The sequence below is a fragment of the Komagataeibacter xylinus NBRC 15237 genome, from assembly GCF_001571345.1.
Taxonomy (GTDB): domain Bacteria; phylum Pseudomonadota; class Alphaproteobacteria; order Acetobacterales; family Acetobacteraceae; genus Komagataeibacter; species Komagataeibacter xylinus.
The window spans coordinates 1-25632 of sequence record NZ_BCTP01000041.1; the positions used below are offsets into that span (position 1 = coordinate 1).

The window sequence follows — 25632 nt, forward strand, 5'->3', positions numbered from 1 at the left end:
AAAAACTTTTATTATTTTTTTATCAATGAGTTGTTTTCAGACAGTCCCTCATCGCTGCCCTTTCAAGGCAGCGGGTGGAACATGCCGGGCGACTGCCAGTCGGTCAGCGCCTTCTGGTCCAGCCGGTCGATGCGCAGCGTGAACAGCAGCGGCAGCGTATTGCGGTCACCGGGGCATTTGCCGGAATGTTTTTCCATGACCTGAATGCGGGTGGCATCAGCCGGGTCGTTGCCATTGACCACAAACAGCAGGCAGTCCTTCGAATCCGCTGTCATGCCGTTATGGGTGACGATGGTGCGGAAGTGCTCGACAAGGGCGGTATTATCGAACCAGCTCGTGCGCGAGAAGGTCAGCTTGTCGGCGGCCTGGTCCAGCCACCCCATGCGGCCCACGAGGATGACGAGGGCCGCCATGGGGATGAGCATGAGCACGCGGCGGATGATGCGCTGCTTCAGCGTAACCGGCGCGCGCCTGCGGCTCAGGCGCGGGGGGGAGGTCGGGGTGTCATTACTCATATGGCGGTTATTTCTTCATGTCCTCGTGCCACAGATGGCCCGACTGCGAGAGCAGGTTGCGCGCCCCTTCCGGCCCCCATGTGCCCGCGGCATAGGGTTCGAGCGGGGCCTTGTTCTCGCGCCAGCCCTGCTCGATGGGGTCGATCCAGCGCCATGCGGCGGCTACCTCGTCGCGGCGGATGAACAGGATCGGGTCACCGCGCACCACATCGAGCAAAAGGCGCTCATAGGCATCGGGGTAGCGGATGTTGAAGGCTTTCTCGAACTCGATGTTGATGTCGGCCTGGCGCAGGGCCAGGCTGTCGGTGGGGGTGGGGTCCTTGGTCGAGACCGACAGCATCACCCCTTCATCGGGCTGGATGCGGATGATCAGGCGGTTGGGCTCGGGGTTGTTGGTAAAGATCGAGCATGGGGCCGACTTGAACTGGATCACGATCTCGCTCGACTTTTCCGCCATGCGCTTGCCCGAGCGCAGGTAGAACGGCACGTTGCCCCACCGCCAGGTCAGGATCTCGGCTTTCAGCGCCACGAAGGTTTCCGTCTCGCTGGTCACGCCTTCGCCAAGGTCTTCAAGGTAGCTGCCCATCGTGCGCTCGCCAATGGTGCCGCGCATGTACTGCCCGCGTGAGGTATAGATGGCCACGTCATCAGCCGAGATGGGCTTGAGCGCGTGCAACACCTTGAGCTTCTCGTTACGCACGCTGTCGGCCTCGAGCGAGACCGGCGGGTCCATCGCCACGAGGCACAGCACCTGCAGCAGGTGATTCTGGATCATGTCGCGCAGCGCGCCCGAGCGGTCGTAATATGAGCCGCGCCCCTCCACGCCCACGGTCTCGGCAGCCGTGATCTGCACGTATTCGATGGCATCGCACGTCCACAGCCGCTCGAACACCGGGTTGGCGAAGCGCAGCGCGATCAGGTTCTGCACCGTCTCCTTGCCCAGGTAATGGTCGATGCGGAAGATGTGGTTCTCGGGGAAGTGACGGCCCACGCTGTCATTGATGGCCTCGGCGCTGGCAAGGTCGGTGCCGATGGGTTTTTCCAGCACCACGCGTGACTGTTCGGTCACCAGCCCCTCGCGGCTCAGGTTCTCGCATATCTGGCCATACAGCGCGGGCGAGGTGGCAAGGTAGTACACCCGGATGCGCGTTGCGGGCACCGCGTCGAGCAGGGTCTTGAGCGTGGGCCAGTCGCTCTGGGCTTCGGCGCCGTTCAGGCTCACGTAATGCACCATGTTCACGAAGCGCTGCACCGTTGCCTCGTCCAGCGCATCGGGCTTGACGTGCTCGTGCAGGGCGGCTGTGGCGCGCTGCTGGTAGTCCGTGCGCGAGAGCGGCGAGCGCGCGGTGCCGATGATGCGCGAGGCATCGGGGATCTGCCCGTCACGGTAGCGGTGATACAGCGCAGGCAGCAGCTTGCGCATGGTCAGGTCGCCCGTTCCGCCAAAAACGATGTAGTCGAAGGTATCAACGGGGGGAAGATGTGCCATCGAACGTGGGCCTCCTGCCTGTATCTGGTGCCCTGCATGGCCGGGCGGGCATGCTTGACGTATGCGGACATGACGCGAAAGCGGCATATGGGGTGCAGCTTCGATTACGGCCCGGCTCTCCGGCCTGTCAAGTTGGCATTGACCAGCGGGCGGTGGCGCGATAATCCCGCCGTTCCATCCCGTCGCCTAGTGACATTCCCTTCATGTGCGCGCGGGCGGGAACGGCGCAATCACGATATCTGGAGAAACCTGCCATGAATGCTGACAATTTCGAGGCGGACGACAACCCCGCCGCAGTTGGTGGTATCGCAGCGGATCGCCTGCGCAGCATCATCGAACGCGTTGAGCGGCTGGAGGAAGAGCGCAAGGCGCTTGCGGGCGATATCAAGGATATTTTCACCGAGGCGAAGTCGGCAGGCTTTGATGTCAAGGTGATCCGCCAGATCATCCGCCTGCGCAAGCAGGAACCGGCGGAAGTGGAGGAACAGGAAACCCTGCTCGACATTTATCGCCGCGCGCTTGGCATGTAACCCGCGCAGGTTGTAGGATCGTCCCTCAAACGCCCTTGTCGGCCGGTGCGTGGCGGCTGGCCATGGCCGTGCCGGGGCACTGTCCGTTCAGGTTGCACGCTGCATGATGTCGTCGCTTTTTCCACAATGGATGCCCGCATGGGCGCAGGCCGTGCTGCTCGTGGGCGGCATGCTGTTCATCCTGTTGTGGATGCTGGTGCCGTTTGCCGTGTTTGGCGTAAAGGGGCGGCTTGATAACCTGGCGATCCAGCTTGATGACCTGCAGGCCGAGCTGCGCGTGCTGGCCGAGCGGGTGCCCGCGCCCACGGTCGTGGATGCGCCCGTGTGGGAACCGGCACCGCCTGCGCCGCCTGTGGATATGGGTGCCGAGGGGGGCGACGTGTCGCGTGATGTTCCTGCCTATGAACGGCGCGCGCCGCGTGCCCAGCCCGCGCCGCCGCCCTCCCGGCCTGTTGAGCCTGCCCCCATGACGGCACAGCGCGGGCCTGCGGAAGACGATGGCTGGCCACCGCCGCCGCGTGGGCCAGCGCCTGCCCAGCCTTACGCCCCCCGTCGCCCCGAGCCGTCCTATGGCGCTGAGGCGGAACCCGGCCTGGCGGAGTGGAGCCGTGAACCGGTGCGGCCCGCGCCGCGTGGCGTGCCACCTGCGCGCCCGGTTAGGGCTTCGGTCTGGTCACCTGAGCGCCGCGCGCGCGCCGAGCCCACGCTGCGCTGGCCGCCGCGCCCTGAATGAGCGCGGCGCGAAGGCGTCGTTTTTTTAAGGTTGGGGTGATTTCGAAGCTTTTTGAAAAAAGCTTCACCAGAAACTTCTGTTGTTATAGGTGGCCGGGTCAGCCTGTCAGGCTTTCCATTTTTGCCAGCAGCACGAGATCATCGCGGTGGATCAGTTCATCCGCGCCCTGCCAGCCCAGCAGGGTCTCGATTTCGTCTGACTGATGGCCCGCGATGCGCCTTGCCTCGTCTGCCGCATAGGCGGCCAGTCCGCAGGCAATTTTCTGCCCGCTCCGGTCCACCACCGCAATCATGTCGCCGCGATCAAAATCGCCGGTCACGTCGGTAACGCCTGCGGGCAGCAGGGAAGACCCGCCTGCCAGTGCCCGCACGGCGCCATCATCAATCACCGCCTGGCCCGCAGGCGTCAGGCTGCCTGCAATCCAGTTCTTGCGTGCCGAGCGGGCATCTTCTGCGGGCAGAAACCATGTGCAGCGCCCGCCATCGCGCAGGCGGGCGAGCGGGTGCGGCCCTTCGCCTTTTGCAATGGCCATGGCGCAGCCTGCCTGGGTGGCGATGCGGGCCGCCATGAGCTTGGTGCGCATGCCGCCCGATGAATAGCCCGGCGGGGGAGCGCCCCCCATGGCCTCGATGCTGGTGGTCAGTTCGGCGACGACGGGCAGGTGGCGGGCATCGGGGTTGGTGCGGGGGTCGGCGGTGTACAGCCCGTCGATATCGGACAGCAGCACAAGCTGGTCGGCATTGATCATCTCGGCCACGCGGGCGCCAAGGCGGTCGTTATCGCCAAAGCGGATCTCGGTGGTGGCGATGGCGTCGTTCTCGTTGATGATCGGCACGCAGCCCAGTGCCAGCAGCGTGTTCAGCGAGGCCCGCGCATTGAGGTAGCGGTGGCGGTTTTCGGTATCATCGGGGGTGAGCAGAAGCTGGGCCGCTGTTATGTCGAAGCGCGAGAGCGCATCGGTCCATGCCTGCGCCAGCCGGATCTGGCCAACGGAGGCGGCGGCCTGCTTTTCCTCCAGCCGCAGCACGGGGCGCGTCAGCCCGAGCTGGTGGCGGGCCAGCGCAATGGCACCCGATGAGACGACAACAACTTCCGTGCCCTGCGCGCGCAGGGCCGCAATGTCCTGCGCCACGCTGTCCAACCAGGGCTGGCGGGGAGCCGCCTGCTGCGGGTCCACGATCAGGGCGCTGCCAATCTTGATGACAACGCGCCGCGCATGGCTGAGCTGGGGCAGGGCGGTCTCGGTCATGCCTCGGGGGTCTCCGCTTTGTGCTGTTCGGCCTTCTCGGCGCGGTCGCGCGTCACATAATCCTGCAGGCGGCGCAGCACGGTATCGACATGCATGTGCGCGACTGACGACATGGTCATGATTTTGTGGCCGCTGGCCTGCTCAAGGGCCGTGACCCGCTCGTCAATTTCCTCGGGCAGGAGGGCATCGATCTTGTTCAGCACGATGATCTCGGGCTTGTCGGCCAGGCCGCCGCCATATTCGCGCAGTTCGTGGCGGATGGTGCGCCACGATTCAACCACGTCTTCCGCCGTGCCGTCGATCAGGTGCAGCAGCACCGCGCAGCGCTCGACATGGCCCAGGAACCGGTCGCCCAGCCCGCTGCCTTCATGCGCGCCCTCGATCAGGCCGGGGATGTCGGCAATTACGAATTCTTCCGTAACCGACAGCCGCACCACGCCAAGCTGCGGATGCAGCGTGGTAAACGGATAATCTGCAATCTTGGGCCGGGCCGCCGATACGGTGGACAGGAAGGTGGACTTGCCCGCATTGGGCAGGCCAACCAGCCCCACATCGGCAATCAGCTTGAGCCGCAGCCACACCCAGCGTTCCTCGCCCGGCCAGCCCTTGTCGGCCCGGCGCGGGGCGCGGTTGGTGCTGGTCTTGAAGTGGGCATTGCCGCGCCCGCCATCGCCGCCACGGCACAAAAGCAGCCGCTTGCCCGCCACATCAAGGTCGCCGAGCATGGTCTCGCGGTCTTCATCAAAGATCTGGGTGCCGATGGGCACCTTGATCACCACCGTATCGGCGGCGGCACCCGTGCGGTCGGAGCCTGCGCCATTGCCGCCCTTGCGCGCGCGGAAATGCTGGGTGTAGCGAAAATCGATCAGCGTATTGAGGTTATCGACCGCCTCGAAGATGATATCGCCGCCACGGCCGCCATTGCCTCCGTCCGGACCGCCAAATTCAATATACTTCTCACGGCGGAAGGCTACGACACCGTCGCCCCCGTCGCCGGATTTTACATAGATTTTGGCCTGGTCAAGAAACTTCATTGCCTGCGATCCGGTTGGGGCGAGAATGCGTGCCCCGTGTGCATGCATGATACCAGAAAATGGCGTGCTGGCGTCATACGAAAAAGGGGGCGGCCAGAATGACCGCCCCCTTCAATTCGGGTAATCCCGTAGTGATAAGGCGTATGCCTTATTCCGCTGCCAGCGGCAGGGCTTCCACGGAAACGTGCACGCGGCCTTCAGCGCGGCGCACGAACTTCACATGGCCATCCACCAGGGAAAACAGGGTGTGGTCGCGGCCAACGCCAACATTCACACCGGGCTTCATCTTCGTGCCGCGCTGGCGCACGATGATGTTGCCTGCGATGACGCTCTCGCCACCAAACTTCTTGACGCCAAGACGACGCCCGGCGCTATCGCGTCCGTTACGGGACGAACCGCCTGCCTTTTTTTGTGCCATTGCCTGAACTCCTTAAAACTGAAATCTCTGATCAAACCTGCCCGGACCCATAGGCCCGGAGAGGGATCAGGCGGCGTTGATCGCGGAGATGCGCACCACGGTCACCGGCTGGCGGTGGCCATTCTTGCGGCGGCTGTTCTGCCGGCGGCGCTTCTTGAAGATGATGACCTTGGCCAGGCGATCCTGCGCGATCACGGTTGCCGTGACGGTCGCGCCCTTGACGGTCGGCGCACCAATGGTCGTGCCGCTTTCGCCGCCAACGGCGAGAACCTGGTCGAAGGTGATGGTGGCGCCGGCTTCGGCTTCCAGCTTCTCGACCTTCAGGACGGCATCTTTCGCAACGCGGTACTGCTTACCGCCGGTACGGATAACTGCAAACATTCTCTATCTATCTTTCCGATCTCTTGGCGTGCGCGGCATTGCGGGAATGCAGGCGGCACGGCCCAGTCGCTTTTTTATATTGGCCACATTGCAGCAGCGCCCCGTCCGCGCGGGGTGAATGCGGGCTTTTACTGGCTGCGGGCGGGCAGGTCAATATTTTTATGGCGCTGTCGAATAGGTAAAAAAGACCCCTTGCGCGGGGCAGCGCGCCCCCCTATAAGCCGCTGCATCACCGCGTGCAGTTGGAGAGGTGCCGGAGCGGTCGAACGGGGCGGTCTCGAAAACCGTTGTGCGTGCAAGCGTACCGTGGGTTCGAATCCCACCCTCTCCGCCACTGCATCGCGTGTGTTTTTCCCAATTTAAATTGCTGGTTTGCGCCATTGAGGCAGCAGTTGCATCGCCTGCGTTAGACCGTGAAACACGGGCGTGACATGCGGTGCGGACTGCCTTCACTGTTTTTACAAATGTTGACGGTGAGCGTAAGGGCACTCGTCAGACTGCAAGCCCTGTTGCGCGCAAGGGCGGCAAAAGCCGCCACCTCTTGATAAAACATGATCACGCGCGGGAAAATGTTCCGTCGATGGCCACTGAAAGTTTTCGGGCTGGTTCAGTCAGGTAGTCCCGCACCTGCGGGCTGGCTGGCAAAACCATGTATCCGGTGTCCAGATCGCCCAGAAGCACAGACTCTTCGCGGGGGCGGAGCCGCCAATGGAGTGCGATCAGTACGCATAACGCGGCGTCCAGCTTGTCCTGATCCTGCTTTCGTGGCCGCGCGATCTTGCCACAGGCGAGGCACCATTCTGCCAGTTCCTTGCAGCCCAGCAGATGTGCCTGTTGCGCGGCAGTGGCCGCGACGCGGTTCCAGTCGTCCAGGCGAAAATTTTTTGTGCGGCCCGGGTTATATTTAGGGGCGCTTAGCCGCCCAAAGAACCCGTCGCCTAATGACGCCAGTGCAAGAGCTGGAAAAACTTCGATCAGATAAAGCCCATTGGTTGCCAGCCGGGCCTCCTCGGGCTGTTCCCGTGCTTTCAGCGCGTTCAGGAAGCGCCAGATTGGCGAAGCATCGCAGAACATGCCTGTTCTTTGCCGGTTGGATGGCTGTACGCCGCCGCCAAGCCAACTGACGAGTGAAGCGGCTACACGCTCTACCGGGCGCATACTGGTCAAATTTGGCACTCTTGTCGGCTGGTCGAGTGCGATGAGCGTGATCCCGTCAACAGCGTCAGGGCGGACGTTCTGTATGAAAGCAAGTGCCTGGTTAAAGGACACCAGTCGCGGGGCATGGAACTGCGCCGGATACCCGTTTTCGATGCTGATGGCGCAGATGGCTCCAGGGGCTTTCGGATTATCTGTCCATGCGGAATCAAAGCCGACGTAAATATCCATAATTGTTCTTTAACCCTGCCATTGGGTTATGGCGGGGATGGAGTGCGCATCATCATGCATGGGTTGGTGACGGCATTGCGCGTATTTTTTCTTATATTCCAGCCATGTCGCGGTCATACACCTTCGTGCCGCCCGCATAGGTCGCGCGGATGCTGCGGTCATCGCCCAGCATCATCAGCGTGAACAGCAGGTCGGCCGTGCTGTCGCACATCTGTGTGCGCAGGGCCTGCAATGGCGTTGCCTTCGGGTCGAGAATGCACAGGTCGGCATCCATGCCCACGGCTACCGTGCCAATCCGCCCATCAAGGTGCAGTGCCTGCGCGCCGCCCTGTGTTGCCAGCCAGAAGGCCTGCACCGGATGAAGGCGGTGGCCGTTCATTTGTGCGATCTTGTAAGCCTCGTTCATGGATTGCAGGTGCGACAGGCTGGTGCCTGCGCCAATATCGGTGCCCAACCCCGTGCGCACCGGGCGTTTTGCATCCATCACGTCAAACAGCCTGAAAGCCCCGCTGCCCAGGAACAGGTTCGACGTGGGGCAGTGCGCCAGCGCGCAGCCGCTTGCGTGGCAGCGGCACAAATCCTGCTCGTCCACGTAAATGCCGTGGCCCATCACGCTGCGCGGGCGCACCAGCCCCGCGCGGTCATAGACATCAAGGTAGGAACGGCTATCGGGAAAGAGTTCGGCCACCCATGCCACCTCGGCCCGGTTCTCGGCCAGGTGGGTCTGCATGAACAGGGTCTGGTCCTGCGCCAGCAGCGCGCCTGCCAGTTCAAGCTGTTCAGGCGTGCTGGTGGGGGCGAAGCGGGGAGTGACGGCATAGAACTGGCGGTTCCTGCCATGCCAGCGGTCGATCAGCGCGCGTGATTCATCATAGCCGCGCTGGGCGGTATCGCGCAGGAAGTCGGGCGCATTGCGGTCCATCAGCACCTTGCCCGCCACCATCAGCGTGCCCAGCCGGGTGGATTCGGTAAAGAACGCATCGACCGATTGCGGGTGCACGGTGCAGTAAACTGCTGCCGTGGTGGTGCCGCAGCGCAGCAGTTCGCGCAGGAACGTGCGGGCAATTGTCGCGGCATAGTCCCCATCGGCAAAGCGGCGTTCGGTGGGGAAGGTGTAGCGCTCCAGCCATTCCAGCAACTGCTCGCCATAGGCCGCGATCATGGGCAGTTGCGGGTAATGGACATGCGTATCCACAAACCCGGCCGAGATCAGGCAGCCCCGGTAATCGGCCACGTCGGTGCCGGGAGGCAGGTGGGTGCCGGTTTCGCTGTAGGGGCCGACATGGGTGATGCGCCCGTCGGTGATCACAACCAGCCCGTCAGTTTCCTCCACCAGCGCATCGGCGGGCGGCATGAGAAACGGGTTGCCCCGAAAGGTGACGATATGGCCGCGAAGGGCTGCGTGGGCCGGGGGCGTGGGGGCAGGGATCATGTTGGCTCCATCTCCCTGCCGGTCCGGGCGGTGTGTCAGGACATCTCGCTGGTGCGGTAAGGCTGGGAGGCATCAAGGAAGGCGGCGTTGGCGCCAAGTTCATAGGAAATGACCAGCAGATACGCAATGGCGCGGGTGATCTCGATGCGCGACGTGATGTTGCCTTCCGCCGCTTCCAGCCTGCGCAGGCTGCGCGTGGCCCCGCGTGCCACGCGCGCCGTGCGGCCAAAGCGCCCGTAGCGCCCGCTGAACTGCGACATGCGGTTGAGGAACAGTTCGATGGCGCGATCGGCCGCAGGCGGCAGTTGCCCGCGTTCGAGCACCGTGCGCAGCCGGATGATGTTCAGCCCGATGGTCATGGCCGAGAGCGTGCCCTGCAGGTAGGCCTCGATGGTGGGGGTGGGCGTGGGGCCTGCATGGCGGATCAGCCGCGAGAAGCGGTCGGTATTGCGCCCGATCCATGATTGCGTGCGCGGCATGGGCTGGGCGGAGGCCAGATGGCGCAGGTCATGCAGCGTGCGGTTGCGCATGCGCCAGCGCTCTTCATCATTATCGAAGGGCAGCACTGCACGGAAAATCAGCACCGCAAAGCCGATGCTGCACAGCAGCGCGAAGGAGACGTTGAAATACGCGATCTCGTTCAGGCGCGTCTGGTTGCCCGGCCCCACGAGGTTGGGCAGGAACAGGCAGTAGGACGCCGCAGCCCCCGCCGTGGCCGGGTTGCGCGCGGCAAGGCCACCGGCAATCATGGGCAGGGCAAGCACGGCGGCCAGCATTTCGAATTCCGCCGGTCGCGGCATGACCAGCATGACCAGAAAGCCCGATACGAGAACCGCCCAGCACGCTCCGCGCAGGAAGTTCATGGTGCCCACCACCGGGTTCTCGCGCGTGGCGAACAGGCCGCAGGTCACGGCCACCATGGTGATGAAGCCGATGCCGTTGGCCCAGGCCGTCACCTCCCATATCAGGGCGGAGGCGCCAATGGCCACGGCGGCGCGGATGCCGTTATAGGCGGCTTCCTTGAAGTCGCGATGCGCTTCGATGCGGAAATGGAAGTGATCGCCCCTGATCTCGTGCTGGCTGGCGTCGAACTCGGCAATGGCCTGTTCAAGTTCGCCCAGCAGTTCATCAAGTGCGTTGTGCAGGATGCGGCAGTTCAGCAGGTCGTCCACCTCGGCGGTCTCGGAGGTGGATTCGATGCTGATCTCATGGCTCAGCGCATCAATGATGCGCTGGCGGCACACGCCGCGCAGGTCCTGCAGGTCCTGCTGGATGTGCGGAATTTCTGAATCGTTCTCCAGCCGCGCGGGCACGCCCAGCAGGAAGGTGCGGGTGAGCAGCGAGGTCTCGGTAAACTGCTCGTTGCTGGTTTCCAGCGCCTTGATGCGCGCCATCATGCCCAGGCCCCGTGAAAGCAGCACCGACACGGCCGCCAGGGCCGCGCGCGCGTGGTCGCCCTCATGCCCGTGCGGACCCATCTCGACTTCACTGAACTCGATCTGGTCGTTGATGCTCAGGATGGTGCCGAACAGCGCGCGCGAGCGCACGAAGGCCGCGTCATCGCCCGCGAGCAGGTTGGCTACGGCATCGGTGGAACTGCCCAGCGCCATCTGGATTTTCTGGCGCATGTTGCGCCGCGCGCTTGAGGCGAGGTTGTGCGCGAACAGCACCGCCACCAGCGTCTCGCACGTAATGCCCAGCACGATATAGGACGTGCGCGACATGGTGATCATGAAGATGTTGTCAGGGTCGCGCGTGGCTGCCAGCGCGATGATGGCGCAGGTATAGCCCGAGAGCACCAGCGCGTAGGAGCGGAAGTTGCGCACCAGGGTCGCGCACATGCAGCATAGCCCGATCCATATGCTGATGGCGGGAAAGAACAGCCACGGCGCCTGTGGAAACGAACAGACCAGAATCACCGCGCTGATTGCGCCGATGGCAGTGCCCACCAGTCGCCACCGCGCCTTGGAAAGACTCTCCCCGCGCGAGCCCTGGGCCACGATCCACACGGTCATGGCGGCCCATGGCGGGTCGTCAAGTTCCATCCACATCGCGATCGTCAGCGCCATCAGGGCCGCGACCGTGGTACGCACGGCAAAGCCGAGCGCTTCAGGCGTGGGGGCGTAGAGCCATTTCAGGCCGCTCATGCGCGCATAGCCAGGCGCGCGGATGGTGGGGAAATGCTTTCCGCTGAAAAGGCGGGTCAGGAAAGAGGGCAGAAGATTGAGGTCTGCAGGCACGATATACGGCTTCCGGCGGCAAGGGGCTCATACCCATAACCCATCTTGGCATGACGTAATGGTGTTGCGAGCGCATATCAGGCATCGGCTTTCCTCGTGACGGATTATGTCACGACAGGGCCGAGGCAGCCCGCGGCCAGGCGCAGGTCGTTGACAAAGCGGTCATATTCGCGCGCCCGCGCCGCTTCATCGGGCAGGCGCAGCAGGTAGGATGGGTGAACCGTTACGAGTCCGTCCGATCCATCCTCCAGCGGAATAATGCGCGAGCGCTCCCGGCTGATGGTCACGGCACGCCCGAGCAGCGCCGAGGCCGCCGTAACACCGAGCATGACCACGACCGCTGGGCGGATGATCCGCCGTTCAGCGGCAAGCCACGGGGCGCAGGCCGCAATTTCCGCCGGGCCTGCCTTTTCATGAATGCGGCGCGTGGGCGTGCGGCGGAATTTGAAGTGCTTGACCGTGTTGGTCACGTAAGTGTCGTCCCGCCCGATTCCGGCCTCATGCAGGGCGCGGTCGAACAGTTGCCCCGCCGGGCCGACAAAGGGGCGGCCCGCGCGGTCTTCAATGTCACCGGGCTGTTCGCCCACGAACATCATGCGCGCTGTCTCCCGGCCTTCGCCAAACACGGTCTGGGTAGCATGGGCCGCCATGGGGCAGATCAGGCATGTTTTCGCCGCCAGCGCCACCGCGCGTAGCGACGTGATGCGGGCAATATCAAGGTCAGGCACCATGGGCAGGGCTGGGGGCGGCAGGCTGGTCGGGTCAAGTGGCCGGGGTGTCTGGCCGGGGGCTTCATGCAACATCTCATGGCCGGTCCAGCGCAGCGTGCGGTCCGGCATGTCAAGCTGCCAGGGCGCGAACGAGCGTTGTAGGGTCAGGAACCGCGCATTGCTTTCAGGCACAAGGCCGAGCGTATCCACGCGGCCCTGATAGAGGGGCGTGCCATCATGGCGCGAAAGGGCTTCACGGATCTCGTCGCGCAGGTGCCGGGTTTGCGCGAGCACGTCGTCCTTCGCTTCCGCCATGCGGGCCACCGCATCTTCGTCAGCCGGCACGCCCGTGAGGTGGTCATAAACCAGCGCATAGGCGAGGGCGAAGCGGTCGGGCAGGGCGGATTGCACCATGATGGCCGCAAGCTCCATGACCGCGCGCGGCACGGTAAACCGCGCGGCAGCCGGGTCTGGCGCGGGCAGGGCTGCGGATTCGGGATGGGTTGCGATCCGCCACGCAATGTCGGCAGGTGGGGTGTGACGGCCTGCAAGGCTGCGCGTGGCGGATCGCCAGCCCGTGAAGTCGGCTTCATGGGCAAGAGTGACGGTTATATCAGGCATGATGGCGGTCTCATCGCGGTGGCGGGCAGGCGCGGCAGCGCCCGCGCGGTGTCAGAGAAGGCCCATGGCCCGCGCGCTGCGCCACATCATGTAGAATGCCACGATAAAGATCAGGCATGCAAAGATCAGCCGCAGGCGTTGCGGCTGGCGGCCCAGCCTGCGTGCAGCCTGCGTGCCGCCCAGCCCGCCCGCAATGCCGCCCGCCACCAGTATGGTCGCCATGGGCAGGTCAATCATGCCGGCTGCGGCATAGCTGACCGATGTGGTCAGCCCGAAGGCGCACACTGCCACCAGCGAGGTGGCAATGGCGTTGAGCATGGGCATGCCCGTTGCCGCCAGGAGTGCTGGCACGATCAGGAAGCCGCCGCCAATACCGAAGAAGCCCGAGCAGAATCCTGTCGCCACGCCATAAAGCAGTACGGGCACCACGGTGGCGCCCCCGGCGGGAGTAGAGGCCTGCGCACCCGTGCGGCAGCCACGCGCCATCAACCCGCCCACGCCCAGCATGACCAGCGCGAACAGGAACAGGAGGTGCTGCCCGTTGATGACCTTGCCGCACGCGGCCCCCACCAGTGCGCCGCCCACGCCCGCGCTGGCGAACAGCCCGGCGCATTGCCATCGTACGTTGCCCGCCCGGGCATGGCTGGCAAGGTTGAACAGCGCATTGACCGTAACGGCAAGCGCACTTGTGCCGATGGCGCGGTGCGGGTCGGCCATGCCCACCACGTAAAGCAGCAGCGGCACGGCCAGGATGGAGCCGCCGCCACCCACGAGCCCGAGCGTGAAGCCAATGATGCCGCCGCTGCCCAGCCCGAGGGCGGCCTGCGTCAGGTCAGTCATGGAGCAGGCTGCCGGACATCGGGTGCTGGCGTGGGCGGCTGGGGGTCATGCGGTCAGTCCGGTTCGCGGCATGCGGAGCCTGATAAATGGTTTATATTTTTAATATATTATGTATGTATTTTATCAAGCGCCTTATTGCCTGCATGCGGCAGGTTGCTGTTGCGCAGGGCCTGGATATGGTACAGCAGGCGCATAAACCGCCAGCCGAGAGGGAGCACCCCATGCCCAAAATGCCGAGAACACGCGAAGTGGCTGAAAGTCTTGTGCAGCGCCTGCGGCTTCTGGCCCAGCCCCAGCGACTCATGGTGCTGGCCTGCCTGCTTGATGGCGAAAAAAGCGTGGGCCAGATCGAAAGCGAGACCGGTATCGGCCAGCCCACCCTGAGCCAGCAGCTTGCGGAACTCAGGCGCGCCGAAATTGTTATAACCCGCAAGGAAGCCCGGCAGGTCATTTACAGTATTAAGGATAGTATGGAGGAAATGCGGGTGCGTCTGATCTGTGCTGTCTGCGATCCGGATTTTGACATGGAGCGCCTGGCCGGTCTGGTGCGCCGGGGTGTCGTGGGCCAAAGCCCGGCCCAGGATGAGCCAGCGGCCTGCTTCGCCCGTATATATATGGAATCGTGACGGCGCGGTTGAGGGTATGTTGCCGGGCAACATATTGATGGAAGCAATAAAAGTTTTTCCGGCATGCCGCTTGTTGTTCAAAATGGCGGCATGTTTCGAAGCATCCTGCAAAAAACGCTGCCCAAAAAAACGTCCATATGATGGCGGGCGGTCTGGAGAAGGTGTGTTTGCGGCACGTTTTGAATCAATTTTATACAAATAAATGCTTTCCAGGGGCGGCATTATTTAATACTGGCTATTCCATATAATATAAGAGGTATAGGTAATCAGAATAAACGTATTCTGCGCAATGTTCAGTATTGTATTCAATGGTCTGTCCGTATATGTAAACGTAATGAAGGATCGTGAATAAATCACGAAATTTTATTGTAAGTTAAAGAGGCGCAAAAACCATGTCTGATACTGAGCAGGATTTCTCGTGTCTGGAACTGACCGCGCAGATCGTGTCGGCACATGTTTCCAATAACAGTGTCGGCGCTGATGTGCTGCCTGATCTGATCCGCAATGTTTACACGGCACTGTCAACCGTGGGGCGCCCGGCGGAAGAGCCTGAAAAGCTTCAGCCCGCCGTGCCCATCAAGCGCTCGGTGTTTGCCGACTACATCGTCTGCCTTGAAGACGGCAAGAAACTCAAGATGCTCAAGCGCCATCTGCAGAGCGCCTATGGCATGACCCCCGACCAGTATCGTGAGCGCTGGGGCCTGCCGGCGGAATACCCCATGGTCGCCCCCAACTATGCCGAGCGGCGCTCAAGCCTTGCGCGCGAGATCGGGCTTGGCCGCAAGATCACCGCAGCCTCCGCCGCGGCTGCCGCGCCGGATGCCGGTGGGGCGGAAAGTGGCCGCGGCCGCCCGGGCCGCCGCCGCAAGGCATGATACGGGCCTGTTTTTAAGCTTGCTCCTGTCTTCGGTATGGGCGGTATCCGTGGTATTGCCCTAAGCATGGATACCAGCCCCGATCTGTCCGTGCATGCCACGTCACGCCGCCGCCAGCTTCTGCTCTGGCGGGGGAGTGCCGTGGCTTTTTTTGTTCTTGCCTGCCTGCTGGCCGTAAGCCGCTCGGGTGGGCTGGCCGGTCACGCCCCGCATCTTGTGCACCTTAAGCTTGCGGGGGTTATCGGCACGGATGAGCATGAAAATGTCGAGGCGCTGAAAAAGGCGGCGGATGATGCCTCGGTCAAGGGGTTGGTGCTTGAAGTCAACAGCCCTGGCGGTGCCGTAACCGGCGGCGAGGTGCTGCATGATGTCGTGGCGGCCTTCGCGCGGCGCAAGCCGGTCGCGGTCTCCATGGGCAGTGTCGCGGCATCGGCGGGATATATGGTGTCGGTGCCTGCCAGCCGCATTTTCGCCAACCGCTCTACTCTGACCGGCTCGATTGGCGTGCTGCTGGAATCGCCCGATGTGTCCGGCCTGCTCGAACGGGTGGGCGTGCATGTGGACCAGCTTGTATCCGGCCCCATGAAAGGCCAGCCTTCCGCCGTGCAGCCGCTCTCGCCGCAGGGGCGCGAGATGTTGCAGGGCGTTATTGCCGATCTCTACGGCTTTTTTGTTACCGTCGTGGCGCAGGACCGGCACATGAAGCCCGAGCGCGTGCGTGAACTGGCCGATGGCCGCCCCTATACCGGCCAGCAGGCGCTCGGGCTCGGTCTGGTTGACCAGATCGGCTCGCTCGACGATGCGCGGCAGTGGCTGCTCCAGGCCACGCATTTGCCCGATGATGCACCCATGACCGACATCGGACCGCAGGCGACCCGTGTGAACTGGCGGCACTGGATTGCGGGCGTGCTGTCAGGCGTGCCGGGTGCGGAAATGCTGTTGAAGGAAAGTAGTATGCTTGACGGGGCCGTTGCGATCTGGAAACTATAATTTCTTGTTTAATTTGAGGGGAACAGGATGACCAGATCGGAATTGATTGCCGAGCTTGCCGCAGCCCGACCCCATATCCCGCTGCGGGATGTGGAACGTATCGTTCAGGTCATCTTTGCTGAAATCAGCAATGCCCTGATGCACGGCGACCGGGTGGAACTGCGTGGCTTTGGCGCGTTTACCGTCAAGAAGCGCGATGCCCGCACCGGGCGCAATCCCCGCACGGGGGAGAGCGTGTCGGTGGATGAGAAGGTCGTACCCTTCTTCAAGGCAGGCAAGGAACTGCGCGAACGCGTCAATTCAGCCCCCGTTGCCGATTGAAGGCGGCGGTGGGCCTGCTGTTTTTATAATGCCGCAAGGCAGATAGGGAAGAGAGAGGTTTGCGGGGGTCGCCTTTTGAAAAAGGCGGCATTCTTTCAGGCTTTCGGCAAAAGCCACCCCGAAAAACGTCCAGCGTGATGGCACGCTATGGTGCCACGCAGGCTGGGCAGGCAGTCGCATGGCGGTGCCTGACATGCATGCGTCACCCGGCCGGAATGAACCGGCACGGGTGACGCTACGCGTGTTTAGTGGCGGGCGTTGATTTCCGCGAGCAGGAAGTCACGGAAAACAGCCACGCGCTTGGAGGTGCGCAGTTCCTCGGGGTAGACGAAGTAGGCATCCACCGTGGGTTGCGGCACCTCGGGCAGGATCTTGACGAGGTTGGGATACTGCGACGCCGCATAAAGTGGAATCGAGCCAATGCCGATGCCTGCCGCGATGGCGCCTGCCATGGCAGCGAGGCTGTTGACCTCAAGGCGGGCCTGGCGGCGCTCATCGGATGGCACGCCGGTTTCGGCCAGCCAGTTGATGTGCGGCACGGGCGGGTGATACCCCCCGAACAGGATCAGCTTGTGGGCGTTAAGCTCTTCCAGCGTGCGCGGCGTGCCGTAGTCGTTGAGATAGGACTGCGAGGCATAGATCGGCAGCGGGAAGTCGGCCAGGTGCCCCTGGATCAGGTCCGGCTGGCGGGGCGGGTGCATGCGCACCGCCACGTCGGCCTCGCGCATGCCCAGATCGAGGTCGTTATCTTCCAGGATCAGGGTAATCGAAATATCGGGGTTGGTTTCCATGAACCGGTGCAGCCGTGGCGTGAGCCAGCAGGTGCCAAAGCCGGTTGTTGTCGTAACCCGTAGCCGGCCGGCTGCCTTTTCCTTGCTCTCCGTCAGCAGGGACTGGGTCATGGCGAGCTTGGAGAAGACTTCCCGAACCGTCTGGTTCAGCGTCTCGCCCTGCTCGGTCAGGATCAGCCCCCGGGCATGCCGGTGGAAAAGGGGAACCTGCAGCGCTTCTTCCAGGGCTGAAATCTGCCGCGATACCGCAGACTGGCTCAGGTTAAGCACGTCGCCGGCATGGGTGAAGGACCCTGCCTCGGCTACAGCATGAAATATCCGGAGTTTATCCCAGTCCACGCGTTGACTCCGCTTTCTATCTTATAAAGGGCGCGCCAAATGTTATGACACTAAGGGCTTGTGGTGAAGGAAATGCTGGAGCAGGTCAAGGACTCATACAGTCCTTTACTGACCATGGGCAAGAAAGCGCTCGGCCTCGAGTGCTGCCATGCAGCCGGTGCCAGCGGCGGTCACGGCCTGCCTGTATATCTTGTCCTGCACGTCACCTGCTGCAAATACGCCTGGCACCGAGGTGCGCGTGCTACCCGGTGTCGTGGTGATGTAACCATCCGTATCAATGGCCACGACATCACGAAAAATTGTGGTATTCGGGGCATGGCCGATGGCAACGAACACGCCATCCACGTCGATATGTGTGGTCTCACCCGTGACCGTGTCGCGCAGGTCCGCCCCCGTGACCACGGTGGGCGTGCCGCTGCCGGTAATGCGTTCGACCGCCTTGTTCCACAGTACCGAGATCTTGGGGTTGGCGTGCAGGCGGTCCTGCAGGATCTTTTCCGCCCGCAGGGTATCGCGGCGGTGGATCAGGGTCACGTGGCTGGCGTGGTGGGTGAGGTACAGGGCTTCCTCCACCGCCGTGTTGCCGCCGCCAATCACGGCCACGCGCCTGCCACGATAGAAAAAGCCATCGCACGTGGCGCAGGCCGACACGCCCGCGCCCTGGAATTCCTTCTCGCCCGGCACGCCAAGCCATTTGGCCTGGGCCCCCGTGGCGATGATGACGCTGCGCGCCTCGTACACCGTGCCGGAATCGCCCGTGGCGTAAAAGCGGCCACTTCCGTCAGCGCGGGTGAAATCGCACGAGACGATGATGTCATCCATCATGCGCGTGCCGACATTGCGGGCCTGCTCGGCCATCTGCTCCATCAGTTCCGGCCCCTGTATGCCCTTGGCGAAGCCGGGATAGTTCTCGACATCGGTGGTGATCATGAGCTGGCCGCCGGGTTGCAGCCCGGCCACGAGAACGGGCGAGAGACTGGCGCGCGCGGCGTAGATGGCGGCGGTATAACCGGCGGGACCCGCGCCGATGACAAGCAGGTCGGTGGAAACGGTCTGGGGCATGAGATCGGGAAAACCTATCGTATCGTCATAATTTCCTTTGGTATGGTCGTCCACTGGCGTCCGTGCAAGGGTTGGAGTAGAAAGTGCTTCATTATCGTGGCACCCGGTCCGGCGGTTGCCCCTTTGTCGAGAGATGGAATGTGCATGGCGGAACGGATGGCTGATCTGGATGCGATTGATCGTCGGATTGTGGCCGAACTTCAGCTCGACGGACGCATGACGAACGTGGAACTGGCGCGGCGTGTCGGCATTTCCGCGCCCCCATGCCTGCGCCGCATGCGCCGGCTTGAGGAGGATCACGTGATCCGTGGCTACCATGCCGATACCGATGGCGCGCGGCTGGGCTGGTCGATCACGCTTTTCGCCCTGATTGGCCTGGACAGCCAGAAGGAAACCGTGCTCGCCGCCTTTGAAGCGCAGGTCTCGGCCTGGCCGGAGGTGCGGGAGTGCCACATGATTCGCGGCGGCGGCGACTTTCTGGTGCGGCTCGTGGCGCGTGACGCAACGCATGAAAACCTGCTGACCCGCCAGTTGACCGAAGCCACCCACGTGGTGCGCGTGCAGACACTCCAGACCATCCGCACCAGCCTCAACCGCCCCGGCGTGCCTGTGTAAAGGTGGCTGCGTGAAGGTGAAGGACAGCCCGCGCCCGTGGCTGTGCCTGCTTGGCCTGCTGGCCTGCCTGCGGCTGGTGGTGGCGGCTTTCCTGCCGCTTTCGCCTGATGAAGCCTATTACCGCATATGGGCGCTGGCGCCAGCCGCGAGCTACCTTGACCACCCGCCCATGGTGGCAGTGTGGATCCGGCTGGGCATGGCGCTCGGCGGCGATGACCCGTTGGGCGTCAGGCTGGTGGGCGTGCTGGCGGGAGCGGGGGCTTCCTTTTTCGTGTTCCGGGCGGTGCGTGACCTGCTGCCGGGCACTGCGCCCGCGCTGGCCTGGCGGGCCTGCGCGCTGTTGCAGGCAACCCTTGCGCTGGCCATCCAGTCCGTTGTCATGACACCGGACATGCCGGTGTTCTTCTTCCTGTCCGTGCTGCTCTGGGCCATGGGGTGCCTCGTGGCCGGAGGGGGCGCGCGCTGGTGGCTTGTGGCGGGTCTTGTGGCGGGGCTGGCCTTTGACAGCAAATACACCGCCGTGCTGCCCGTGGCGGGCATTGGCCTGTGGTGGGCGGGCCTCAGCCTGTGGCGGCGCGTGCCGGGGCAGGGGCGGCACTGGGCCGCGATTGCAGGCGGGCTGGCGCTGGCCGTGCTGTGCGCAACGCCCGTGCTGTGGTGGAACGCAACGCATGGCTGGGTCAGCTTTGCCCGCCAGGGTGGCCGCACGGCGGACTGGCACCCGGCAAAGGCCTTTCAGTTTTTGACCGAGTTGCTGGCCGGGCAGGTGGGGCTGATGACGCCGGGCATTGCCGCGTTCTTTATGTGGGGGCAGGTGCGTGCGTGGCGGCAGGCGCGGCAGGCGCCCGGTGCGGCCCTGCTGGCCTGTTTCGTGGTCGTGCCTGCATGCGTGTTCGTGCAGCATGGCATAGGCGACCGGGTGCAGGCGAACTGGCCGTTGGTGATCTATCCGGCGCTGGCGGTGGCCACGGCGCTGGTGGGCTGGGGCTGGGCGCGCTGGGCGGTTGGCGGCGGGCTGCTGGTTGGCGCGCTGGTATATGGGCAGGCTCTGTTTGCCCCGTTGCCCCTTTCTTCCCATGCCGATGTGGCGCTGCGGCAGATGGCGGGGTGGCGCGGGCTGGCAGCGGATATTACAGCCGTGGCCAGACCGGGCGAATTCGTGGCCGCGTGTGATTACGGCACGGCAGCGGAACTGGCCACGGTGCTGGCCGGCCGCACCGTGGTGGGCATGGAGCCGCGCTGGGCATTGTTCAACCTGCCGCATGACGTGACGGGCGGGGGCATTATGGTCTGCAATCCGCGCCGCACGTTTGATACGGATGTGTTCGCCTCCATGGACAGGCTGGGCACGGTCATGCGCGGGCGCGGGGCGCGCGTGGCCGAGCCGGTTGGCCTGTATCGCGTGCAGTTGCGGCCTGACCTGTCAGCCGCCCAGCGCCAGACAATGGCGCGCCTGCCGGTAGCGGGTGGGTAAGGTCTGTCATGCGCGGCATATAAACGGGCGGCATGTCCATGGTCTGACAGTCTGGCCGCTCTTTATGATTGCCCTTGCCAACAAAACAGGTGCCATCCTGGCGCTTCAGGGGCGTGTGGAAACGACCGGCATGAAAAGAGAGTGACAGCGAGCATGGAATATGAACCTGTATTCGTGCCTCAGGCGGATGTTTTAAGGAATGGTCCATCTTCCTTGCGCAAGGACTGCAAGAATTGGTTTATTGCCAATATATTCAATAGAATTGAAGCATTACAGCATGCATTAAACACGTGTGACTGTACGGACAAGATAGACCTCGATTACAGTCACGGTTCAGTCGCGCGTTTGAGTGACTGGCTGGCGCAGCATGTCGGGTCAGTATGTTTGAGCGAGCAAGAACGTGAAGAAATAAGGCAGGAACAACCGTTCCCGATAGCCGTGCCAAAATCGGTTCTTTCTTCTGCAACGCAATCATTGGCATTTGATGTAGGCGTCTATCTGGGAGAAGTTTTACGCAGACAATATCCATGGATCACCTGGCGGCAGGTTTCCACTGGCAAAAGAAATTATTTTTACGGGCAGATGGTATTGATCGGAATAAATGCAGTCGAAGTCTGCCCCATGCATATTGTAACAGTATTCTGTATCGGGGTTAAGGAAGGCGATTATACGGATGGAAAGAGACTGCTGAGTCTGTTCGACATGTGGGGGCGGAACGCACGAAAAAACAGACCTGCCGAGTGAGATGTCGCGCACCTCAGGGTAGTAGTGCCACCTGAAAAGCCAATCCGGAGCGCATCCTGCCATTATGAGGATGGTGTTGGTGAAGCGTGTTTCAAAATGGGTTGGAGAACGCCGCCTTGGTTTTGAAGGCGGCGCTTCAGATAAGCCCTGCCAGAACAATGGGCCGGAGCGCATTGCACCAGGTTCAGTCAGTCACGGGCAATGCTTGGCGCACCTGTTCGAGCATGGCCTTCATGCGGAAGGGTTTTTCCAGCAGGGGCAGGGGGGCGTAGCCTGCCAGCCGGTCTGGGTCGCCGCTCATCACGATCACATGGCTGCCGCGCGCGCGGGCAGCAGCAATAAAGGCATCAGGCTCGCCATCGGGCAGGGTCAGGTCCACCAGCGCCAGCGTGCAGGGGCGGGCTTCAAGCGCGCGCATGGCATCGGCCACGCTGGGGCATATGGTGGCGGTGATGCCGTCGCTTTCCAGCATGGTGGCGACCAGTTCGGCAATCATGGCCTCGTCTTCAACAATCAGGGCGGTGCGGGCGGTCATGACAGGAGGCTTTCGGCCCGATGGCGGGGGGCGGTATCGGTCGTGCGGGTTTGCGGGGCCAGTGGCCACGGCGCGATGCCGCGGGCTGACAGGGCCAGGGCGCCGAGTTCGGGCAGGCCGGGGCTGAAGGCGGCCGGGCGGGCATGCACCTGCTCAAGGTCGAACCAGTCGACCGCATCCGCGTCGTCGCCCGCGTGGATATCGGTCCAGCCATTGTCGTGGCATTTTACGGCCACGATCAGGTAGTGAAAGCGGATATGACCCTTGTCGTCACGATCGATCAGGTCAAAGGCGGTCAGCGTGCCTTCGGCGTGGGTGGTGAAGCCGGTCTCCTCGCGCAGTTCGCGCGCGGCGGCATCAAAACAGGTTTCGCCACGCTCGATGCGCCCGCCGGGAAAGCCCCACAACCCCTGATCGGGCGGATTGCGACGGCGCACGAGCAGCATGCGCCCCTTGCGCACGATGATGGAAAGAACGGCCCCGGCCAGTGTCATGTTATCGGACATGGTTGAAATATATCGGATCGTGGCCTCGCATCCATGCCTGTACGGGACCGGAGTGTTCCCGATTGCGTGATCACGCCCGTGCGGGGCGGTATGTCGGGTCTATCGGCGGAGCACGATGTGCGCCCGGCAGCGCGGCGTGCCATAGACGCCAACGATGGTCTTCCCTTCGGGATGGGCCTCGAACACCATGGGGAAGGCCGCCCCCGATGGCTGTTGCAGCAGGGTCTCGGCATGATAATGGGCGTATCCCTTTTCCGGCTGGCCCCGCAGCGGCACGGAGCCATCGGCAGGGGTAAAGGTCAGGGTTTTCGAGCCGACCTGAAAGGTGGAGGTATCGCGCGTCACGTCGGTACAGTTGCCCTTGTCGGCCACGAGCTGTCCGGTCCACAATCCTTTCGGGTCGTGCAGCGCATCGGCTGCTGCCGGGGGCGCAAAGGCAAGGATGCCGACCAGGCCAAGGGCCACCGCCGCTGGCCGCACGAGGCATGCAATCATGAAAACGGACCTCTGGTTGGGGTTTCGGAACACGGCAGGCGACATGGGCCTGCCTCATGCCTTATATTGTGCTATCTGCGCCCGAAAGACTATCCCACCCTTGCACCGGGTCGCCCGCTCATGCTGGAAGCCTTGTGTATCGATAATGCCGCGACCGAAAGACACATGATGAACGACACCGTGAATACAGCCCCCCCATCGGCAGGACTTGATGAATCCCTGCATGAAGACCGGATCCTGATCCTGGATTTCGGCAGCCAGGTCACGCAGCTGATTGCCCGCCGCGTGCGCGAGAGCGGGGTGTATTGCGAAATCTGGCCGTATTCCAGCACGGCCGAGCGGATTCGGGCCTTTGCGCCCAGGGGCATCATCCTGTCAGGCAGCCCGGCCAGCGTGCTTGACGAGAATGCGCCCACCATTCCACCGGTGGTGTTTGAACTGAACGTGCCGGTGCTGGGCATCTGTTACGGGCAGCAGGCCATGTGCCGCATGCTGGGCGGCAGGGTCGAATCATCCGAACACCGGGAATTCGGCCGCGCGCATATCGATATCATTAAGGATTGCGCGCTGTTTCGCGGCACATGGGCGCGTGGTGGGCGTGAGCAGGTGTGGATGAGCCATGGCGACTGCGTGACCGCGCTGCCGCCGGGCTTCCAGGCCGTGGCCGTGAGCGAGGGCGCGCCGTTCGCCATCATTGCCGATGAAGGCCGCAGGCTCTATGGCGTGCAGTTCCACCCCGAGGTGGTGCACACCCCGCATGGCGCGGCCCTGCTGCGCAACTTCACGCATGGCGTGGCGGGGTGCCGGGGCACCTGGACCATGGCGGGCTTCCGCGACATGGAGATTGCGCGCATCCGCCAGCAGGTGGGCAAGGGGCGGGTGATCTGCGGGCTTTCGGGCGGGGTTGATTCCTCGGTGGCCGCCGTGCTGATCCATCAGGCCATTGGCGACCAACTGACCTGTATTTTCGTCGATCCGGGCATCCTGCGCGCGGGTGAGGCGGATGAGGTGATCCGCACCTTCCGCGACCGCTTCAACATCCACCTGATCCACCGCGATGCCTCCGACCTGTTCCTCAATGCGCTCGAAGGGGTGAGCGACCCCGAGATCAAGCGCAAGACCATTGGTCGCCTGTTCATCGAGGTGTTCGAGGAAGAAGCCGCCAAGCTTGGCGGTGCCGAGTTCCTGGCACAGGGCACGCTCTACCCCGACGTGATCGAGAGCGTGAGCTTTACCGGCGGCCCGTCGGTGACCATCAAGTCGCACCACAATGTGGGTGGCCTGCCCGAGCGGATGAAGATGCAGCTTGTCGAGCCGCTGCGCGAACTGTTCAAGGATGAAGTGCGTGAACTCGGCCGCGAGATGGATATTCCCGAAGCGATCGTGGGACGCCACCCGTTCCCCGGTCCGGGGCTGGCGATCCGCATCCCCGGTGCCATCACGCGCGAGAAGCTGGCCCTGCTGCGCCGCGTTGATTCGATCTTCCTCGAGGAAATCCGCTCCGCCGGACTGTATGATGCCATCTGGCAGGCCTTTGCCGTGCTGCTGCCCGTGCGCACCGTGGGTGTGATGGGCGATGGCCGCACCTATGATTACGCCTGCGCCCTGCGCGCCGTGACCAGCACGGATGGCATGACGGCGGATATCTATCCGTTTGACATGTCGTTCCTCAACCGTGTGGCCGGGCGTATTGTCAATGAAGTGCGGGGCGTGAACCGCGTGACGTATGACATTACGTCCAAGCCGCCGGGAACGATTGAGTGGGAATGATTCACAAGGGGTCCGGAAGTATCCCATTCCCTCCCCGAACCCTACCTAACATACTGAAATAAAAAGTTAATGTCGTCGTCTGCTATTGCAGACTATCGATGTGCACAGATTGGTTTTGACGGTATGCGTGACGGACCTCGTCAGGCTTGCCAGTCGGGAATTGTGTGAATACCGTCATGGGCAGATGGGCCTGTGACGGTATTTTTTTACGATAAGTCTTTGTAAACAGATGCTTTTTCGCCGAAACAGCCCACCAAAATCCCTTGACGGTATTTTTGGGTCGGAGGCGGTGCAATGCTTACGGATGCTGCAATTAGATCGTTGAAACCAAAAGGAAAAAAATACAAGGTCGCGGACCGTGACGGGATGTATGTCCTCGTCACGGAAAAAGGCGTGGTGTCCTTTCGAATGGACTACCGTCTGAATGGACGGCGCGAGACCGTGTGTTTGGGGAAATACGGTTCAGGGGGACTATCGCTCGCGCGTGCACGGGAGAAGTGTATTGATGCGAGACGCGCTCTTGCGGAAGGAATTTCTCCGGCGATCGAGAAGCAGCGCAACAAGCGGCGCCTCAAGGAGGCCAGAAGCTTTGGCAAGCTGGGAGAGAAATGGCTGCAGGCTGCAGCAATGGCCGATAGCACCCGGGCCATGCGTCGCGCAATTTTCGAACGGGAACTGCTCCCTGTCTGGAGCAACCGTCTTCTGACCGAGATCACGCCAAATGATCTCAGGACGCATTGTGCAGCGATAGTAGATCGCGGTGCGCCGGCGACGGCGATACACGTTCGGGATATTGTAAAGCAGATCTACAACTTTGGTATTTTGCACGGAGAGAAGGTTGCCAATCCTGCCGACGAGGTCGGACCATCATCGATCGCGACCTTCGTTCCCAAGGACCGTGCACTTTCTCC

General features: G+C 62.8%; 27 protein-coding genes and 1 tRNA gene. 12 read left to right on the forward strand and 16 right to left on the reverse strand.

Annotated elements, in window-relative coordinates:
• Window positions 1-62 precede the first annotated feature (62 nt).
• Window positions 63-515 carry a hypothetical protein gene (locus GXY01S_RS13190; RefSeq protein ID WP_061275772.1) on the reverse strand — a complete coding sequence of 151 codons (453 nt, stop codon included), beginning with the start codon at window positions 513-515 and terminating at the stop codon, window positions 63-65.
• 7 nt (window positions 516-522) lie between these two features.
• Window positions 523-2004 (reverse strand): glucose-6-phosphate dehydrogenase, encoded by a 1482-nt coding sequence (zwf, locus tag GXY01S_RS13195; protein ID WP_061275774.1) that lies wholly within the window; start codon window positions 2002-2004, stop codon window positions 523-525.
• A 254-nt stretch (window positions 2005-2258) separates the two neighbouring features.
• Between zwf and GXY01S_RS13200 the strand changes: the two genes are divergently transcribed.
• Together GXY01S_RS13200 and GXY01S_RS13205 are read left to right on the forward strand one after the other, a co-directional pair.
• The gene (locus GXY01S_RS13200) at window positions 2259-2534 is read left to right on the forward strand and encodes a DUF2312 domain-containing protein (RefSeq protein ID WP_061275776.1); all 276 of its coding nucleotides are present in this window, start codon (window positions 2259-2261) and stop codon (window positions 2532-2534) included.
• Window positions 2535-2637: 103 nt separating this feature from the next.
• A complete protein-coding gene (locus GXY01S_RS13205) occupies window positions 2638-3267 on the forward strand; it encodes a hypothetical protein (RefSeq protein ID WP_061275778.1) in 630 nt (209 codons plus the stop codon).
• A 97-nt stretch (window positions 3268-3364) separates the two neighbouring features.
• On the opposite strand, the gene proB is transcribed toward GXY01S_RS13205, so the two are convergent.
• From proB to rplU, 4 genes are all read right to left on the reverse strand, one after another.
• Window positions 3365-4516 (reverse strand): glutamate 5-kinase, encoded by a 1152-nt coding sequence (proB, locus tag GXY01S_RS13210; RefSeq protein ID WP_061275780.1) that lies wholly within the window; start codon window positions 4514-4516, stop codon window positions 3365-3367.
• Window positions 4513-5550 (reverse strand): GTPase ObgE, encoded by a 1038-nt coding sequence (obgE, locus tag GXY01S_RS13215; protein WP_061275782.1) that lies wholly within the window; start codon window positions 5548-5550, stop codon window positions 4513-4515. The genes proB and obgE overlap by 4 nt, the downstream gene beginning before the upstream one ends.
• Before the next feature lie 148 nt (window positions 5551-5698).
• The gene (gene rpmA / locus GXY01S_RS13220; RefSeq protein ID WP_061275785.1) at window positions 5699-5968 is read right to left on the reverse strand and encodes a 50S ribosomal protein L27; all 270 of its coding nucleotides are present in this window, start codon (window positions 5966-5968) and stop codon (window positions 5699-5701) included.
• A 66-nt stretch (window positions 5969-6034) separates the two neighbouring features.
• Window positions 6035-6349, reverse strand: a complete 315-nt coding sequence (gene rplU / locus GXY01S_RS13225; protein WP_061275787.1) for a 50S ribosomal protein L21 — start codon at window positions 6347-6349, stop codon at window positions 6035-6037.
• Between the two features lie 244 nt (window positions 6350-6593).
• Between rplU and GXY01S_RS13230 the strand changes: the two genes are divergently transcribed.
• A tRNA-Ser gene (locus GXY01S_RS13230) sits at window positions 6594-6683 on the forward strand.
• A gap of 221 nt (window positions 6684-6904) precedes the next feature.
• On the opposite strand, the gene GXY01S_RS13235 is transcribed toward GXY01S_RS13230, so the two are convergent.
• From GXY01S_RS13235 to GXY01S_RS13255, 5 genes are all read right to left on the reverse strand, one after another.
• A complete protein-coding gene (locus GXY01S_RS13235) occupies window positions 6905-7735 on the reverse strand; it encodes a DUF429 domain-containing protein (RefSeq protein ID WP_061275789.1) in 831 nt (276 codons plus the stop codon).
• A 91-nt stretch (window positions 7736-7826) separates the two neighbouring features.
• The gene (gene guaD, locus GXY01S_RS13240; protein WP_061275790.1) at window positions 7827-9167 is read right to left on the reverse strand and encodes a guanine deaminase; all 1341 of its coding nucleotides are present in this window, start codon (window positions 9165-9167) and stop codon (window positions 7827-7829) included.
• Between the two features lie 35 nt (window positions 9168-9202).
• Window positions 9203-11407: an FUSC family protein gene (locus GXY01S_RS13245; RefSeq protein WP_061275792.1), complete on the reverse strand. Its 2205-nt coding sequence runs from the start codon at window positions 11405-11407 to the stop codon at window positions 9203-9205.
• Window positions 11408-11511: 104 nt separating this feature from the next.
• Window positions 11512-12738, reverse strand: coding sequence for a UdgX family uracil-DNA binding protein (locus GXY01S_RS13250; protein WP_061275794.1), 1227 nt, complete (start codon window positions 12736-12738; stop codon window positions 11512-11514).
• Between the two features lie 51 nt (window positions 12739-12789).
• The gene (locus GXY01S_RS13255) at window positions 12790-13578 is read right to left on the reverse strand and encodes a sulfite exporter TauE/SafE family protein (protein WP_061275796.1); all 789 of its coding nucleotides are present in this window, start codon (window positions 13576-13578) and stop codon (window positions 12790-12792) included.
• Between the two features lie 302 nt (window positions 13579-13880).
• Between GXY01S_RS13255 and GXY01S_RS13260 the strand changes: the two genes are divergently transcribed.
• The 4 genes from GXY01S_RS13260 (at window position 13881) to ihfB (ending at window position 16390) form a co-directional block, all read left to right on the forward strand.
• Window positions 13881-14204 carry an ArsR/SmtB family transcription factor gene (locus tag GXY01S_RS13260; RefSeq protein ID WP_242501382.1) on the forward strand — a complete coding sequence of 108 codons (324 nt, stop codon included), beginning with the start codon at window positions 13881-13883 and terminating at the stop codon, window positions 14202-14204.
• Window positions 14205-14596: 392 nt separating this feature from the next.
• Window positions 14597-15079 (forward strand): MucR family transcriptional regulator, encoded by a 483-nt coding sequence (locus GXY01S_RS13265; protein WP_061275798.1) that lies wholly within the window; start codon window positions 14597-14599, stop codon window positions 15077-15079.
• Window positions 15080-15145: 66 nt separating this feature from the next.
• On the forward strand, window positions 15146-16069 hold the full coding sequence (gene sppA, locus GXY01S_RS13270) for a signal peptide peptidase SppA (RefSeq protein ID WP_061275813.1): 924 nt from the start codon (window positions 15146-15148) through the stop codon (window positions 16067-16069).
• 27 nt (window positions 16070-16096) lie between these two features.
• Entirely contained in the window at window positions 16097-16390 is a 294-nt protein-coding gene (ihfB, locus tag GXY01S_RS13275; RefSeq protein ID WP_061275800.1) for an integration host factor subunit beta, read from the forward strand.
• Between the two features lie 245 nt (window positions 16391-16635).
• Here ihfB and GXY01S_RS13280 read toward each other — a convergent pair whose 3' ends face one another.
• Both GXY01S_RS13280 and trxB read right to left on the reverse strand, forming a co-directional pair.
• Entirely contained in the window at window positions 16636-17520 is an 885-nt protein-coding gene (locus GXY01S_RS13280; protein WP_061275802.1) for a LysR family transcriptional regulator, read from the reverse strand.
• A 105-nt stretch (window positions 17521-17625) separates the two neighbouring features.
• Window positions 17626-18582: a thioredoxin-disulfide reductase gene (gene trxB / locus GXY01S_RS13285; protein ID WP_061275815.1), complete on the reverse strand. Its 957-nt coding sequence runs from the start codon at window positions 18580-18582 to the stop codon at window positions 17626-17628.
• A 144-nt stretch (window positions 18583-18726) separates the two neighbouring features.
• On the opposite strand from trxB, the gene GXY01S_RS13290 reads away from it, so the two are divergent.
• From GXY01S_RS13290 to GXY01S_RS18255, 3 genes are all read left to right on the forward strand, one after another.
• On the forward strand, window positions 18727-19197 hold the full coding sequence (locus tag GXY01S_RS13290; protein WP_061275817.1) for an Lrp/AsnC family transcriptional regulator: 471 nt from the start codon (window positions 18727-18729) through the stop codon (window positions 19195-19197).
• Window positions 19198-19207: 10 nt separating this feature from the next.
• Window positions 19208-20671, forward strand: a complete 1464-nt coding sequence (locus tag GXY01S_RS13295) for an ArnT family glycosyltransferase (protein WP_061275804.1) — start codon at window positions 19208-19210, stop codon at window positions 20669-20671.
• 153 nt (window positions 20672-20824) lie between these two features.
• Entirely contained in the window at window positions 20825-21415 is a 591-nt protein-coding gene (locus GXY01S_RS18255) for a hypothetical protein (RefSeq protein WP_146222789.1), read from the forward strand.
• A 184-nt stretch (window positions 21416-21599) separates the two neighbouring features.
• Here the strand turns inward: GXY01S_RS18255 and GXY01S_RS13300 are convergent, their stop codons facing one another.
• The 3 genes from GXY01S_RS13300 to GXY01S_RS13310 form a co-directional block, all read right to left on the reverse strand.
• A complete protein-coding gene (locus GXY01S_RS13300) occupies window positions 21600-21950 on the reverse strand; it encodes a response regulator (protein WP_061275806.1) in 351 nt (116 codons plus the stop codon).
• A complete protein-coding gene (locus tag GXY01S_RS13305; RefSeq protein WP_061275808.1) occupies window positions 21947-22456 on the reverse strand; it encodes an NUDIX hydrolase in 510 nt (169 codons plus the stop codon). The genes GXY01S_RS13300 and GXY01S_RS13305 overlap by 4 nt, the downstream gene beginning before the upstream one ends.
• A 99-nt stretch (window positions 22457-22555) precedes the next feature.
• Complete coding sequence (locus GXY01S_RS13310; protein WP_061275819.1) at window positions 22556-22951, reverse strand: hypothetical protein; 396 nt, start codon at window positions 22949-22951, stop codon at window positions 22556-22558.
• 168 nt (window positions 22952-23119) lie between these two features.
• On the opposite strand from GXY01S_RS13310, the gene guaA reads away from it, so the two are divergent.
• Window positions 23120-24721 (forward strand): glutamine-hydrolyzing GMP synthase, encoded by a 1602-nt coding sequence (gene guaA, locus GXY01S_RS13315; RefSeq protein WP_169797747.1) that lies wholly within the window; start codon window positions 23120-23122, stop codon window positions 24719-24721.
• A 294-nt stretch (window positions 24722-25015) separates the two neighbouring features.
• A partial coding sequence (locus GXY01S_RS13320; protein ID WP_156470315.1) for a tyrosine-type recombinase/integrase occupies window positions 25016-25632 on the forward strand: 617 nt, incomplete at its 3' end.

Bases quoted from the DNA above. Each gene is read 5' to 3' on its own strand.
- GXY01S_RS13190 (WP_061275772.1), bottom strand. From the start codon at position 515: ATGAGTAATGACACCCCGACCTCCCCCCCGCGCCTGAGCCGCAGGCGC.
- zwf (WP_061275774.1), bottom strand. From the start codon at position 2,004: ATGGCACATCTTCCCCCCGTTGATACCTTCGACTACATCGTTTTTGGC.
- GXY01S_RS13200 (WP_061275776.1), top strand. From the start codon at position 2,259: ATGAATGCTGACAATTTCGAGGCGGACGACAACCCCGCCGCAGTTGGT.
- GXY01S_RS13205 (WP_061275778.1), top strand. From the start codon at position 2,638: ATGATGTCGTCGCTTTTTCCACAATGGATGCCCGCATGGGCGCAGGCC.
- proB (WP_061275780.1), bottom strand. From the start codon at position 4,516: ATGACCGAGACCGCCCTGCCCCAGCTCAGCCATGCGCGGCGCGTTGTC.
- obgE (WP_061275782.1), bottom strand. From the start codon at position 5,550: ATGAAGTTTCTTGACCAGGCCAAAATCTATGTAAAATCCGGCGACGGG.
- rpmA (WP_061275785.1), bottom strand. From the start codon at position 5,968: ATGGCACAAAAAAAGGCAGGCGGTTCGTCCCGTAACGGACGCGATAGC.
- rplU (WP_061275787.1), bottom strand. From the start codon at position 6,349: ATGTTTGCAGTTATCCGTACCGGCGGTAAGCAGTACCGCGTTGCGAAA.
- GXY01S_RS13235 (WP_061275789.1), bottom strand. From the start codon at position 7,735: ATGGATATTTACGTCGGCTTTGATTCCGCATGGACAGATAATCCGAAA.
- guaD (WP_061275790.1), bottom strand. From the start codon at position 9,167: ATGATCCCTGCCCCCACGCCCCCGGCCCACGCAGCCCTTCGCGGCCAT.
- GXY01S_RS13250 (WP_061275794.1), bottom strand. From the start codon at position 12,738: ATGCCTGATATAACCGTCACTCTTGCCCATGAAGCCGACTTCACGGGC.
- GXY01S_RS13255 (WP_061275796.1), bottom strand. From the start codon at position 13,578: ATGACTGACCTGACGCAGGCCGCCCTCGGGCTGGGCAGCGGCGGCATC.
- GXY01S_RS13260 (WP_242501382.1), top strand. From the start codon at position 13,881: ATGGTGCTGGCCTGCCTGCTTGATGGCGAAAAAAGCGTGGGCCAGATC.
- GXY01S_RS13265 (WP_061275798.1), top strand. From the start codon at position 14,597: ATGTCTGATACTGAGCAGGATTTCTCGTGTCTGGAACTGACCGCGCAG.
- sppA (WP_061275813.1), top strand. From the start codon at position 15,146: ATGGATACCAGCCCCGATCTGTCCGTGCATGCCACGTCACGCCGCCGC.
- ihfB (WP_061275800.1), top strand. From the start codon at position 16,097: ATGACCAGATCGGAATTGATTGCCGAGCTTGCCGCAGCCCGACCCCAT.
- trxB (WP_061275815.1), bottom strand. From the start codon at position 18,582: ATGCCCCAGACCGTTTCCACCGACCTGCTTGTCATCGGCGCGGGTCCC.
- GXY01S_RS13290 (WP_061275817.1), top strand. From the start codon at position 18,727: ATGGCGGAACGGATGGCTGATCTGGATGCGATTGATCGTCGGATTGTG.
- GXY01S_RS18255 (WP_146222789.1), top strand. From the start codon at position 20,825: ATGGAATATGAACCTGTATTCGTGCCTCAGGCGGATGTTTTAAGGAAT.
- GXY01S_RS13300 (WP_061275806.1), bottom strand. From the start codon at position 21,950: ATGACCGCCCGCACCGCCCTGATTGTTGAAGACGAGGCCATGATTGCC.
- GXY01S_RS13305 (WP_061275808.1), bottom strand. From the start codon at position 22,456: ATGTCCGATAACATGACACTGGCCGGGGCCGTTCTTTCCATCATCGTG.
- GXY01S_RS13310 (WP_061275819.1), bottom strand. From the start codon at position 22,951: ATGATTGCATGCCTCGTGCGGCCAGCGGCGGTGGCCCTTGGCCTGGTC.
- guaA (WP_169797747.1), top strand. From the start codon at position 23,120: ATGAACGACACCGTGAATACAGCCCCCCCATCGGCAGGACTTGATGAA.